This window comes from Paucibacter soli, assembly GCF_037482845.1.
Classification (GTDB): domain Bacteria; phylum Pseudomonadota; class Gammaproteobacteria; order Burkholderiales; family Burkholderiaceae_C; genus Paucibacter_B; species Paucibacter_B soli.
Map to the genome: position 1 here is coordinate 50,167 of NZ_JBBHJW010000005.1, position 13,613 is coordinate 63,779.

General features: G+C 66.1%; 11 protein-coding genes. 6 read left to right on the forward strand and 5 right to left on the reverse strand.

Translation table 11 applies throughout. The features are described 5' to 3' along the window. Positions 1-28: 28 nt before the first annotated feature. On the reverse strand, positions 29-1,153 hold the full coding sequence (gene dnaN, locus WG898_RS11890; RefSeq protein WP_339603011.1) for a DNA polymerase III subunit beta: 1,125 nt from the start codon (positions 1,151-1,153) through the stop codon (positions 29-31). 129 nt (positions 1,154-1,282) lie between these two features. Beyond that, positions 1,283-2,791 carry a chromosomal replication initiator protein DnaA gene (gene dnaA / locus WG898_RS11895; RefSeq protein ID WP_339603012.1) on the reverse strand — a complete coding sequence of 503 codons (1,509 nt, stop codon included), beginning with the start codon at positions 2,789-2,791 and terminating at the stop codon, positions 1,283-1,285. Between the two features lie 437 nt (positions 2,792-3,228). Here dnaA and rpmH point away from each other — a divergent pair, with 437 nt between their 5' ends. The 4 genes from rpmH to yidC are packed head-to-tail and all read left to right on the forward strand — an operon-like array spanning position 3,229 to position 5,929. Then, positions 3,229-3,363, forward strand: a complete 135-nt coding sequence (rpmH, locus tag WG898_RS11900; protein WP_047486751.1) for a 50S ribosomal protein L34 — start codon at positions 3,229-3,231, stop codon at positions 3,361-3,363. Positions 3,364-3,381: 18 nt separating this feature from the next. Continuing rightward, a complete protein-coding gene (locus WG898_RS11905) occupies positions 3,382-3,888 on the forward strand; it encodes a ribonuclease P protein component (protein ID WP_339603013.1) in 507 nt (168 codons plus the stop codon). A gap of 11 nt (positions 3,889-3,899) precedes the next feature. Continuing rightward, positions 3,900-4,226: a membrane protein insertion efficiency factor YidD gene (yidD, locus tag WG898_RS11910; protein ID WP_339603014.1), complete on the forward strand. Its 327-nt coding sequence runs from the start codon at positions 3,900-3,902 to the stop codon at positions 4,224-4,226. Beyond that, on the forward strand, positions 4,223-5,929 hold the full coding sequence (gene yidC, locus WG898_RS11915; RefSeq protein WP_339603015.1) for a membrane protein insertase YidC: 1,707 nt from the start codon (positions 4,223-4,225) through the stop codon (positions 5,927-5,929). The genes yidD and yidC overlap by 4 nt, the downstream gene beginning before the upstream one ends. Before the next feature lie 237 nt (positions 5,930-6,166). Here yidC and WG898_RS11920 read toward each other — a convergent pair whose 3' ends face one another. From WG898_RS11920 to WG898_RS11930, 3 genes are all read right to left on the reverse strand, one after another. Next, positions 6,167-7,000, reverse strand: coding sequence for a hypothetical protein (locus WG898_RS11920; RefSeq protein WP_339603016.1), 834 nt, complete (start codon positions 6,998-7,000; stop codon positions 6,167-6,169). A gap of 90 nt (positions 7,001-7,090) precedes the next feature. Beyond that, the gene (locus WG898_RS11925) at positions 7,091-9,802 is read right to left on the reverse strand and encodes a serine/threonine-protein kinase (RefSeq protein WP_339603017.1); all 2,712 of its coding nucleotides are present in this window, start codon (positions 9,800-9,802) and stop codon (positions 7,091-7,093) included. Positions 9,803-9,809: 7 nt separating this feature from the next. Beyond that, entirely contained in the window at positions 9,810-10,340 is a 531-nt protein-coding gene (locus tag WG898_RS11930; RefSeq protein ID WP_339603018.1) for an ECF-type sigma factor, read from the reverse strand. A gap of 137 nt (positions 10,341-10,477) precedes the next feature. Between WG898_RS11930 and mnmE the strand changes: the two genes are divergently transcribed. Both mnmE and WG898_RS11940 read left to right on the forward strand, forming a co-directional pair. Next, a complete protein-coding gene (gene mnmE, locus WG898_RS11935; RefSeq protein ID WP_339603019.1) occupies positions 10,478-11,854 on the forward strand; it encodes a tRNA uridine-5-carboxymethylaminomethyl(34) synthesis GTPase MnmE in 1,377 nt (458 codons plus the stop codon). A 29-nt stretch (positions 11,855-11,883) separates the two neighbouring features. Beyond that, positions 11,884-13,599 (forward strand): DNA glycosylase AlkZ-like family protein, encoded by a 1,716-nt coding sequence (locus tag WG898_RS11940; protein WP_339603020.1) that lies wholly within the window; start codon positions 11,884-11,886, stop codon positions 13,597-13,599. Positions 13,600-13,613: the final 14 nt, after the last annotated feature.

Sequence of the window (13,613 nt, forward strand, 5' to 3'; positions counted from 1 at the left end):
GCTGTTCATGAATCGTTTCGAACCGGCGTCAGATCCTCATCGGCATGACGACGTATTTAAAACCGGTCTGCTCTGGGATCGTGATCAGCGCGCTGGAGGCGCTGTCGTTCAGGTCGATGCTGACCATGTCCTGGCTCATGTTCTGCAGCGCATCCATCAGGTAGGTGACGTTGAAGCCGGTCTCGATCAGGTCGCCGTTGTAGTCGATCTCGATCTCTTCCTTGGCCTCTTCCTGCTCGGCATTGCTGGAGGCGATCGAGAGCAGGCCGGGCTCGAAGGACAGGCGCACGGCCTTGAACTTCTCGCTGGTCAGGATGGCGGCGCGCTGCAGGCTGGCCAGCAGGGTCTGGCGGCCCAGCGTGACGTTGAACTTGTGGTTCTTGGGGATCACGCGGTTGTAGTCGGGGAACTTGCCCTCCACCAGCTTGGTGACGAACTCCATGCCGCTGAACGAGAACTTGGCCTGGTTGCCGGCGAAGCGCATCTCGATCGGCTGGTCGTCCGAACCATCTTTGCCACCGTCCTTCAAGAGGCGCATCAGCTCCAGCACGGTCTTGCGCGGCAGTATCACTTCCTGCTTGGGGATGTCGGTTTCCAGCGTGGCCTGGGCCAGCGCCAGGCGGTGGCCGTCGGTGGCCACCAGGGTCAGGTTCTTGCCCTCGGCCACGAACAGGATGCCGTTCAGGTAGTAGCGGATGTCGTGCACCGCCATCGAGAAGTGCACCTGGTTGATGAGGTGCTTGAGGGTCTTCTGAGGCACGGCGAAGGCGGGGCCGAAATCGGCCGCTTCCTGCACCAGCGGGAAGTCGTCGGCCGGCAGGGTCTGCAGCGTGAAGCGGCTCTTGCCGCCCTGCAGCGTCATCTTGCTGCCGCTGGAGCTGAGGCTCACCGTCTGGTCGGCCGGCATCGAGCGCAGGATGTCGATCAGCTTGCGCGCACCCACGGTGCTGGAGAAGTTGCCGGCATCGCCGTCGAACTCGACCGTGGTGCGCACCTGGATTTCCAGATCGCTGGTGGTCAGCTCGACCTGCGAGCCCTGCTTGCGTATCAGCACGTTCGCCAGGATGGGCAGGGTGTGGCGGCGTTCCACGATGCCGGACACGGCCTGCAGGGCGCCCAGTACCTTGTCCTGGGTGGCTTTCAACACAATCATGTTTTCTACCTCTCTCCGCTTGTTCTGAGGGGGTTGCCGCACGGCACCGGGGTGAACGCGCGCGCGTGAGCAGCGCGCATTGTCGCCCAGGAATGAGGTCTTACCCGGGGGTGGAAACCTGGGGGCAGATCAACCTTTGAGCGTCTGTTCCAGCACATGCAGCTGCTGGTTCAGCTCGGTGTTCTTCTGGCGCTCGCCGCCGATCTTGCGCACCGCGTGCAGCACGGTGGTGTGGTCGCGGCCGCCGAACAGCTCGCCGATCTCGGGCAGGCTCTTCTGCGTCAGCTCCTTGGCCAGGTACATCGCAATCTGGCGCGGCCGCGCGATGCTGGCCGGGCGCTTCTTGCTGTACATGTCGGCGACCTTGATCTTGTAGAAGTCGGCCACCGTCTTCTGGATGTTCTCCACCGAGATCTGGCGGTTCTGGATCGACAGCAGGTCTTTCAGCGCCTCGCGCGCCAGCTGGATATTGATTTCCTTGTGGCTGAAGCGGCTGTAGGCCAGCACCTTGCGCAGCGCACCTTCCAGCTCGCGCACATTGGCGCGCACGTTCTTGGCGATGAAGAAGGCCACGTCCTCGGGCATGGGCGCTGCTTCAGCCTCGGCCTTCTTGATCAGGATGGCCACGCGCATTTCCAGCTCGGGCGGCTCGATCGCCACCGTCAGGCCGGCGTCGAAGCGGCTGGTGAGGCGCTCGTCGATGTCCACCAGGCCCTTGGGGTAGGTGTCCGAGGTCATGATGATGTGGGCGCGCTTGGCCAGCAGGGCCTCGAAGGCGTTGAAGAACTCCTCCTGCGTGCGGTCCTTGCCGGCGAAGAACTGCACATCGTCGATCAGCAGCAGGTCCAGCGAGTGGTACTTGGCTTTCAGTTCGTCGAAGGTCTTGCGCTGGTAGTTCTTCACCACGTCCGAGATGAACTGCTCGGCGTGCAGATAGAGCACGCGGGCGTCGGGCTTGTCCTTCAAGAGGGCATTGCCCACGGCGTGTATCAAATGGGTCTTGCCCAGGCCCACGCCGCCGTAGATGAAGAGCGGGTTGTACATCTGGCCGGGGGCGCCGGCCACATGCAGGGCGGCGGTGCGGGCCATCTGATTGGCACGGCCGGGCACCAGGGTGTCGAAGGTGAGTGCCGGGTTGATGCGGTGACGCGTGCTGCTGGGCGCCGGGCCCTGCGCATGGGCGCCGCCCGGCACGATGATGGCGGGCCCTTGCGGCGATTGCATGCCCACCACGCTGGCCTGCTCGACGCCGGCCATCTGCTTGGCGGCGGGCTGGTTGTTCACCGGCACCGGCCGCAGGCCGTTGTGCAGCACCTGGCCCACCGACAGCGCCTGGTTGGCGGGCGGCGCCATGCGGGCCAGCGCCTCGCGCGGCGCCAGTGCCAGCTCCAGGCGGGTGGGGCGGCCGGCCAGCTCGCTGAGGATGGATTCAATGCGGCCCGCGTACTGATTGCGGATCCAGTCGAGCTTGAAACGGTTGGGCACGCGCAGGGACACGACCAGCCCTTGCGCGCCCGAATCGGCCACCTCGGCCGGGGGCAGGGGGCGGATCCAGGTGTTGAATTGTTGCTCGGGCAACTCGGCGGCCAGGCGTTCACAGCCCTGCTGCCAGAGTGCCGTCAGGCCATCTGCGCTCATTGTGGAAAACTTGTTCTTGAGCGGCCGGATTGTACGTATTCGGGGCCGCCGAAGTAGAGGTTATCCACAGAAATTTCCGCGGGGTCAAGCCCCGGTAATCCCCAGGGGCCGCTGCGGCAAAGTTGACCGGGCGGGCATTCTTTGGTGTAATCGCGGGCTTTCCCGGACGCCGGACGTATTTGCATGGGCGCGTGACTTTTGAGAAGCAGAAGTCAAACCCCTTGCGGTAGGTCCACCGCGCCACCGGCCTGGGTTCACCTCGGCCGGCGGCGCACGCGACAAGCGGCGCACCGGCGCGGCGCACATCAAGGATGCGCCTCATCTGCAAGCATGCCACCACGCATGCCGCGGGCGAGGCCACTGGGATGCACACCGCATCCGATTGATTTGCCCACGGCTATATAGCGTCAACCGACGCGCCCACTGAGGTTCCCATCATGAAACGCACTTACCAAGCCTCCAAGACCCGCCGCGCCCGTACCCACGGCTTCCTCGTCCGCATGAAGACCCGCGGCGGCCGTGCCGTCATCAACGCTCGCCGCGCCAAGGGCCGCAAGCGCCTGGCCGTCTAAGGCTTACGCCGCCGCATCGTGATCGGCCGCATCCTGCGATCGGCCGACTTTGAGCGCGTGCTCGGTTCGCCGAGCCGTGCGCGCAGCAGCCATTTCGCTGTGCATCACCTTGCGGCCGTGCCCAGCCTGCCTGGCAAGCGCTTATCCACAGCTGCTGGCCAGTTATCAACAGGCGATGCACCGATGATCCACATGCTTGTGGATGACGCGCCCCTCACGGCCCCGCCGGCAGCTGTTCAAGGCCGCTGGCTGGGCATGGTGGTGCCCAAGCGCCATGCGCGACGTTCCGTCACGCGCACCCTGCTGAAACGCCAGATCCGCGTCGCCTTTGCCGAGGGCGAGGCGGCGCAGCTCTTGCCGCCCGGTTTGTGGGTGGTGCGCCTGCGCATGCCCTTCGACCGCAAGCAATACCCCAGCGCCTCGTCCGACGCGCTGCGCGCCGCCGCGCGTGCCGAATTGCAGGGCCTGGTGGCCAAGCTGGCGCGTGCGCCGCGGCCCGCCAGGCCCGAGCCGGCCCAGCCCTGAGCGCGAGCATCATGCAGAAGAAGACGCCGACATTCGCGCAGCGCTTCATGATGGGCTTGGTGCGCGGCTACCAGCTGCTGTTCAGCCACTGGATACAGGCCGGCTGCCGCTACCAGCCCAGCTGCTCGGCCTACGCCATGCAGGCCCTGTCCAAGCATGGCGCCTGTGCCGGCAGCTACATGGCCGCCGCCCGCATCCTGCGCTGCAACCCCTTCTGTCTGGGCGGGCATGATCCGGTGCCTGACAATGCGCCGGGTCTGTTCACCCGGCTGGGTTGTGCAGTGCCGCCCGCCCGTCCGACTTCCTCCCCTTCCTCCAATCCTGAAGCTTCCCCATGACTGATATACGCCGCACCGTGCTGTGGGTGGTATTCACCATGTCACTCGTCCTGCTCTGGGACGGCTGGCAAAAGTACAACGGGCATCCTTCGATGTTTGCGCCAGCGGTGCCCAAGCCGGTGGCCGCTGCCGCGTCCGCAGGCGTGCCTGCGCCGGCCGCGAGCGCCCTGACTGCCGCTGCCGCCACCGGCGCCGCCGCGCCCCAGGCCGACGCCGCCACGCAAGGCGAGCAGATCACCATCAGCACCGATGTGGTCAAGGTCACGCTGAACACCCTGGGTGCCGACATCACGCGCGTGGAACTGCTCAAGTACCTGAGCTTCCCCGAGCAGCGCTGGTACGAGCCGCTGGCCGAGCTGGTGGGGATGCGTCCGAAGCGCAGCGTCGAAGGCACGCCCATCGTGCTGCTGGACGCCGCCCATGGCTACCGCGCCCAGTCGGGCCTGGTGGGCAGCAAGGGCGAGCAACTGCCCACGCACAACACCCTGATGAGCCTGGTGCCCGGCGAGCGCGCGCTGAAGGACGGCGCCAACGAGCTGGTGCTGCGCTTCGAATCGCCCGAGGTGGGCGGCGTGAAGCTGGCCAAGACCTATACCTTCAAGCGCGGCGACTATGTCGTGGGCGTCAAGCATGAGGTCGTCAACTTCGGTGCCGCGGCGCTGACGCCGCAGCTCTATGTGCAGCTGCAGCGCGATGGCCAGCCCGCACCGGGCGGCTCGGGCTTCTACTCCACCTTCACCGGCCCGGCCGTCTATACCGAGAAGAGCAAGTTCCACAAGATCGAGTTCAAGGATCTCGACAAGGACAAGCTCGAGATCGAGAAGACCGCCAACGACGGCTGGGTGGGCATGGTCCAGCATTACTTCGCGAGTGCCTGGCTGCGCAATGCCGAAGGCGCGCGCGAGTTCTATGCCCGCAAGCTCGGCAACGGCCTGTACTCGGTGGGCATGGTCTTCACCCTGCCGACCCTGGCGCCCGAGGCCAAGGCCAGCACCGAAGAGCAGCTCTTCGTCGGCCCGCAGGAAGAAAAGAAGCTCGCCGCCCTGGCCCCCGGCCTGGAGCTGGTGAAGGACTATGGCTGGTTCACCGTGCTGTCCAAGCCGCTGTTCTGGCTGCTGGACCAGCTGCACAAGGTGCTGGGCAACTGGGGCTGGTCCATCATCGCCCTGGTGGTGCTCTTGAAGATCGGCTTCTACTGGCTCAATGCCAGCGCCTACCGCAGCATGGCCAAGATGAAGGCCGTGAATCCCAAGATCACCGAGATGCGCGAGCGCCTGAAGGACAAGCCGCAGGAGATGCAGCAGGAGATGATGCGCATCTACCGCGAGGAGAAGGTCAACCCGATCGGCAGCTGCCTGCCCATCTTCCTGCAGATGCCCTTCTTCATCGCGCTCTACTGGGTGCTGCTGTCCAGCGTCGAGATGCGCGGCGCGCCCTGGCTGGGCTGGATCGGCGACCTGGCCGTGCCGGATCCCTTCTTCATCCTGCCGCTGCTGATGACGCTCTCCAGCCTGTTCCAGGTCTGGCTGAACCCGACCCCGCCGGACCCCACCCAGGCCAAGATGATGTGGATCATGCCGCTGGCCTTCAGCTTCATGTTCTTCGCCTTCCCGGCCGGCCTGGTGCTGTACTGGCTGGTGAACAACATCCTGTCGATCGCCCAGCAATGGATGATCAACAAGCAGCTGGGTGTGACGAATTAAGCGCCACCCACCTGTTTGAGGGACCAAGCCCCCGCATCCGGGGGCTTTTTTTTGACCCTGCGCAAGCCTTTAATGCATCTCATGCGGGGCAGAGAATTTCAGACGGGAACTCCACAACCGGGCTGAAAATCCAGGCGAGAGCCCAGCGCTCACGAGAGTCGCTGTGCCGGCCTCCCCCGCGCCATACACGGCGGCACCCGGCAGTGCCGGGGCCACAAGTGGATGCGCTGGCGCTGGTCAGGGCTGCGTGAACGAGAAGACGTTGACGCTGCCGTCGCCCTGGACCGCCGTGTGGACGATCACTTGTTTGGTCAGTCCACCGCCCACCGGCAGCACGTATAGCACCCAGCGTATGGTTTTGCCGTTGCCGGTGACCAGACCGCCGGGACTGAACAGCGCATCAAGCTGTGCAGCGGTGAACACCGTCACTTCCGCGGAGGTCGAGGTGGTATCGGTGATCGTTGCCGATCCGTGATCGGCAGCGATGGCCAGCGTTGTCGCGCCGCGAACAGTGCCGTTGCCGGTGGCGCTGCACTCCAGCGTGCCGAAGGTGAATGCCGTGCCGAGCAACAAGCGCGCAGCACTGCCGGTGAACACCGCCGCACCAGCGTTCGAGCGCAGCGCCAGGTGCTTGGTCTTGTAGCTGCCACTGCTGCAAGTGAACAGCAAGTTGCCGTTGTAAAGCAATGCGCCTGCACTGCTGGCGTTGCTGGCAATAGGGTCAGCCCAGCTCACTATTTGGTTAAAACCATCGGTGGTGCTGACTTGCAAAGTGTTACCGACCGCGATGCACTGCGTGAGCGAGCTGCTGCTGCTGCCGTAGTAGTTCGCCACTGCTGGCGTTGCCGTGGCAGCCACAGGGCCGTACACATCGTAGGTCGGCGCCAGCCAGCTATTGCCGCTGCAAACCGAGCCGCCAGCAGGAGCCGGTGCGGGTGCGGGTGAGGGAGCAGGAGCAGGAGCAGGCGTAGGCGTAGGCGTAGGTGCGTTGCTGCTGTCGCTTCCACCGCCGCAGGCGGTCAGTGCGGCGGCCAGGATCAGGCTCGGGGTGATGGACGAAATGGGTTTCATGTGGCTCTCCAAGATGGCGATGTCGGCCCCGAAATTGGGGCCTCACTCGCACTTACGAGAAGCAGCGCCAAAAAGCGTCACCCGGGCGTATCAACGCTGCGAGGGCGCGGACCTCGCGTCGCGCAACAGTTGCAGGTATTCGGCGTAGTAGCGCTCGCCCCCGGCTTGTTGCAGTTGCTGTGTGAAGCTTTGCAGGCGTTCAAGTTCCGCCGGGTCCAGGCTGGCATGCCGTGCGATCAAGCGCCAGGCCTGAGCCTGCCATGCCAGGCCGGTGGCGTCGGCCTTGGCCAGGCATTGGCGCCACGCGGCAATTGCTGCCACCGCGTCCCCACGGGCCCAAGCCAGCTCACCTGTGCGCAGCGCCAGAACGGCAGCACGTGCAGGCACCTTTGCAAAGTTCTGATCGATGATCTGCTGCCCCTGGTCCAGCAGCGCATCGGCCCGAGCGTCATCATGCTCATGGACGGCACTGGCCGCGCAGGCCTGGATGATGCGCAGCCGCATGGCCGGCTGTGGGGCCTGCACGTCGCGGCCCCAGGCGCGGCAGGCCTGTCGCAAGCCAGGCCAGTCGCCGGCGCGTTGGGCGAGTTCCAGCGCCGTGGCTTCAACCGTCAATGAAAAAGCCTTTTGCGCCGCATGCGCCGGCAATCGGACGATGCGTTGTGCCTCCTGCAGATGCCGCACGGCCTCGTCACGCCGATCGCCTGCGAACAGCAATTGGGCGAGATTGACCTCGCCACGCGCCAGCAACAGCGCCTCGGGCCCCATGCTGCGGCGAATCACGTCGATCCCGTGGCGCAACAGGGTCTCGGCCTGTGCGGGCCGCAGCGTCATCGCCGCGAGCGCGCCCGCCTGGTCTTCAGAGGCCCCGGTTTTCCAGTCATCGCTGCCCCACTGCCGCCGATTGACGTCCACCCCTGAGATCGCGTCCTGAAACGCTTCTTCGGTACGGCCGAGGCTGAGGTGGGCAACCAGCAGTTGCTCGTAGACCGTACCGAGAGGGCTCGGGCCGTTGACGGCTTGCAGCAGCTCGGCCGCTTTGCGCAAATGGCCGATGTCGTCGGCGCCCGGCGCATGCAGCCGCCCGCCGAAGCCCCCCAAAGTCATGTGTGCCCGCGCCAGTTTGATGGGGTCTTGCACCCCTTGCGCTTGATAGATCTTCAGCGCCTGGGCAGCGGCCTCATAGCCTTGCCGGTACTGCCCCTGCGCTTCCCATCCATCGCGCTGGCCCAGCAGGGCATCGGCGTAAGCCACGCTGTTCGCACCATGGTTCAGCAGCGCCATGCGGACACGTTCGGATGTCAGCTGCGTGGAGAGCGCATTCAGACCGAGCTGCTGGGTCAGGGTGGCCAAATCCGCCAGCAAGCGTTCGCGGGCCTGAGGCTGCTCCTGCAGTGCACCGAGCACTCGCTGGGCACCCCGTTCTATCAGCTGGCGCACGGGCATTTCGCGTTCGCGGATATCGGGTTGTGGAGAGTGATTGGGATTGAACAGGCCCACCACGAATCCGTACATCGCGTCCGAACGCGCGGCTTCCTGCCGCGCTTGGTCAGCGGAACGCAGCGCCCATACCGTCGTTCCCAGCAGGGCAGCGATCGCCAATACACCTGCCGCTACCGCCGTGCGATGGCGGCGCAGAACTCGTCCTGCCACATAGCGCCAGGACGGAGCGCGCGCCAGCACCGGTAAGCCGGCCAGGTGACGCCGCAAATCTGCGGCCACGGCGTCCATGGTCGGAAAGCGCTGTGCAGGCTGTTTGGCCAAGGCCTTGAGCACGATGGTGTCCAGGTCGCCGCGCAATGCCTTGCGCAGGCCCGGCGTCTGGGCCTGGGTGGATGGCGGCGGCGGCAGCCAGTCCAGCACCGCCTGCTCCAGGGCATGGCGCGATGCGGGCGCAGCGCCCGCATAGGGCCCTTGCCCACTGAGCAGCCGATAGGCCAGCACGCCGAATGCGTAGACATCGCTCGCAATGCCCGGCTCCTCGCCGCGCACTTGTTCCGGCGAGGCGTACTCGGGTGTCATCGGCCGCTGGCCCAGCTGCGTCAGCGCGGGGTCGCGGTCGGCGCTTTCATCGGTGGCGAGCAGTCGTGCAATGCCGAAGTCCAGCAGCCGCAGTTGCCCATCGTCTTGCACCAGGATGTTGCCGGGCTTGATGTCCCGGTGCAGTACCAACTGGCTGTGCGCATATTGCATGGCATCGGCGATCTGCAGCAGCAGGCCCACGCGCTGCGGCACATCGGCCTGCCGCTGTGCGCACCAGGCCAAGATCTCTTGACCCTGAACCCGCTCCATGGCGAGCCAGGGCAGACCTGTCTGGCTAAGGCCGGCGTCGAGCAGCCGTGCGATGCCGGGGTGACTCAAGCGCGCCAGGATGTCGCGTTCGCGCTTGAAGCGCTCGGCCCATTGCGGCGAGGGGCTGTGCGGTAGTTTCAACGCGACCTCGCGCAGGAAGTCGCCCTCCCGGCGTCGCGCCAACCAGACGCTGGCCATGCCTCCACGCCCCAGCTCTTCCAGCAAGAGCCAGGGGCCGACGACCTGGCCGGCCCGGAGCGCCTGCCCAGGCGGCTGCTCGGCGCGGGTATCAGACGGCGCGAACGCCGGCAGGCTAGCGGCCAAGCTCAAGAAACCGACCTCGGCGGCCTTGGCTTCATGGCGCAACAACTCGGCGATCAAGCCGCGCCATCGCTGTTGACCCGGTGGCAAGCTGTCGAGAAAACCCGCGCGCTTGTGCTCGGGCAAGGCCAGCGTCTTGTCCAGCAGGGGTTCGATGTCGCCCCAATAGGCCAGATATTCAGCGCTCATAGGCCTCTTACTCGTCTTTCAGCAGCGACCAAAGCAGCGCGCGTGCCTTTTGCCAGTCGCGCTGCACGGTACGTCGGGCCTGACCCAGGATCTCAGCGCATTCGGCTTCTTCCAGCCCGACGAAATAGCGCAGCTCCACCAGCTTGGCCAGACGCGGATCGCTGGTCTGCAGCGCCAGCAAGGCCTCGTGAACCTCCAGGTACTCCTCATCGCGGCGCGCAAGCGTGGGCAAGTCGTCCAGCGGCACATGTGTGGCATCGCCACCGCGGCGCTGAGTCAGGCGGGCGCGCGCATAGTCCACCACGATGGAGCGCATGGTGGTGGCCGCATAGGCCATGAAGTGAGCGCGCTCCATGCTGGAATAACCCAGCTGCCGCGACAACTTGAGCCAACTCTCGTGCACCAGGCCGGTGGTGTCGAGCAGCGTCAGGGGTCCGCTGCACCGCAGTCGATGACGGGCTAGCTGTTTTAGTTCGCGGTACAGCGTTGCTTCCAAATCCGGCCTTGGGGCTAGCAGTCGCGGATCTAGCTGAGTCACGTGTTTGTCCAATAGACGGGGCGAAAATTGAAGTCGGCAGACTATAGGCGATGCCGATGCGGCGACCCTGACTGCCCCACGACTTGGCTCGCTGGCTCAGGCAGGCAACGATCGGCGCCATCAGCGAAAATGCGCCCATGCTGTCCCGCCACCAAGACCCCATTGCCGCCATTGCCACCGCCCCCGGACGGGGTGCCGTGGGCATCGTGCGCGTCTCGTCGGCGCAAGACCTGGCCCCACTGGTGATGGCGATCTGCGGCCGCGCGCTGAAACCGCGCGAGGCCAGCTACCTGCCCTTCAGGGCCGCCAACGGCGACGCCATCGACCAGGGCCTGGCCCTGCTCTTCCCCGCCCCGCATTCCTACACCGGCGAGCATGTGCTGGAGCTGCAGGCGCATGGCGGGCCGGTGGTGCTGCAGCTGCTGCTGGCACGCTGCATGGAAGCAGGCGCAGAGCTGCGCCTGCGTCTGGCCGAGCCGGGCGAATTCACGCAGCGTGCCTTTCTGAACGGCAAGCTCGACCTGGCCCAGGCCGAGGCGGTGAGCGATCTGATCGACGCCAGCACCGAGGCGGCGGCGCGCAGCGCCAGTCGCGCGCTGGCCGGTGCCCTCTCCGGCGAGGTGGGCGAGCTGCGCGACGCCCTCATCAAGCTGCGCATGCTGGTCGAGGCGACGCTGGACTTCCCCGAGGAAGAGATCGACTTCCTGCAGCAGGCCGATGCGCAGGGCCAGCTCGCGCGCCTGCACGCGCGCCTGGCCGCGGTGCTCGACCGCACCCAGCAAGGCGCGCTGCTGCGCGAGGGCATCAAGGTGGTGCTGGCCGGCCAGCCCAATGTGGGCAAGAGTTCGCTCTTGAACGCCCTTGCCGGTGCCGAGCTGGCCATCGTCACGCCCATCCCCGGCACCACGCGCGACAAGGTCAGCCAGACCATCCAGATCGAGGGCGTGCCCCTGCACATCAGCGACACCGCCGGCCTGCGCGAGACCGAGGACGAGGTCGAGCGCATCGGCGTGGCGCGCAGCTGGGATGCGATCGCCGATGCCGACGTGCTGCTCTTCCTGCACGACCTCACGCGCATCGGCCAGCCCGACTACGAGGCCGAGGACAAACTCATCACCGAACGCCTGGCGGGCGTGGACGCCAGCCGCATCCTGCAGGTCTTCAACAAGGCGGATGTCTTGCACGGGCAAGACCTGGCCCCCGGTTCATTGACCCTCTCCGCCAAGACCGGCGCCGGCCTGGCCGAGCTGCGCCAGCGCCTGCTGCAGCAAGTGGGCTGGCACGCCACGCCCGAGGGCCTGTTCATCGCGCGCGAACGCCATGTCCAGGCGCTCAAGCGCACGCGCGAACATCTGCAGCTGGCCCAAGAGATGGCCACGCAGCCGCCGCCCGCGCTCGACCTGCTGGCCGAGGAGCTGCGCCTCTCGCACGACGCGCTGGGAGAGATCACCGGTGCCTTCACGGCTGACGATTTGCTGGGCGAGATATTCAGCCGGTTTTGCATAGGCAAGTAAGCAAGAAGGTAGCAACAAAAGCGCACCGAATGTCTCCGACCAAGAGCACCACCCCAGTCCTGCCTGCTCGCGAGTCCCTCACCGTCGAGTTCAAGAGCGACCGCTCGCGCCTGCCCGACCGCGAGCTGATCGAGGCCATCGTCTGCCTCGCCAACGCCGAGGGTGGCGAGCTGTGGCTGGGTGTGGAGGACGATGGCACACCGACGGGATTGCACGCCGAGCACCAAGAGTTGATGGGCCTGGCCGGACTGGTGGCCGCGCGCACCTCCCCTTCGCTCGCAGTCACGGTTACGCCGGTGCAGTTTGGGAACGTTGTCGTCGTCCACATCGCCGTGCCCAAGGCGCAGGGCGAGGTGGCCACTACCGGCGGCGTTTACCTGCGCCGCCGCCTGAAGGCCGATGGTCAACCCGAGTGCGTGGCCATGCTGCCGCATGACCGGGCCAGCCGCCTCAGCAGCTTTGGGCTGATGGATGCCTCGGCCCAGATCGTGGCTGGTGCCACTCTGAGTGACCTGGACCCGCTGGAGCGCGAGCGGCTGCGCCAGAGCGTGCAGCAGTATGGCGGCGACCGCGTGCTGCTGGAGCTGGATGATGAGGCGCTGGACGGCGCCTTGGGCCTGACCGGCCGGCTGCCCGATGGCGGCCGCGCGCCGACGCTGACGGGCCCGCTGTTGATCGGTCGTGAGCCGGCATTGCGCGAATTGGTGCCCACACATGAATTCGCCTTTCAGGTGCTGGCGCGCGAGGCCGTGGGCTTCAACGAGTTCCGTCGCTTCCCTCTGCTGAAGGGCCTGGACTGGCTGGAGACGAATTTCCGGCCCTATAACCCGGAGCGCGAGATCCAGGTGGGGCTGTTTCGGGTGCCGGTGCCACGGGTGGACCTGGGCGCCTTCCGCGAGGCCGTGGCCAACGCCTTGTTGCACCGCGACTACCACCGCTTGGGCGCAGTGCATGTGCGTCTTGACGACGCTGGCCTGACCATCAGCAACCCGGGTGGCTTGATGGATGGCGTGACCTTGGCCAACTTGCTGACCACCGAGCCGCGGCCGCGCAACCGCACGCTAGCCGACGCGATGAAGCGCATCGGCGTCGTCGAACGCTCGGGCCGCGGCGTGGACAAGATCTACCGCGGCATGCTGCGCTTCGGCCGCCCGGAGCCAGACTACCGGCGCACCGATGCCAGCAACGTGGTCTTGAAGCTGGCGACGGTCGACGCGGACGAGGCTTTCCTGAAGCTGGTGGTGGAACAGGAGGGCAAGCTCAAGCGCGAGTTGCCCATCGACAGCCTGATCGCGCTGGCAGCGCTGCGCGAGCTCAAACGCCTGAGCACCGATGAGCTTGCAAGGCATATTCAACGCGAACCAGCGCAGGCCAAACGCACGCTGGAAAGCCTGGTGGAGGCCGGCTTGGCGCAGGCGCATGGCGCGGCGCGTGGGCGCAGTTACACACTGGCGCTGGGGGTGTACAAGGCCGATGGCGACAAAGCGGCCTACACGCGCCAGCTCGGCTTCAGCAGCCTCCAGCATGAGCAGCTGGTGCTGAGCTACGCGCGGCAGCATGGGCGCATCCAGCGGGCCGATGTGATGGACTTGTGCCGCCTCACCGAAGGTCAGGCCAAGGATTTGCTTAAGCGCCTGAAGGCCCAGGGCAAGTTGCAGCTGGAGGGGGCGGGACGCGCTTCAGCCTATGTGCCGGGGCAAGGGGCTGAGGGGACTGGAGGAGATCGCAAGGAATCCCAGGGGTGAATCGGATGGAATCG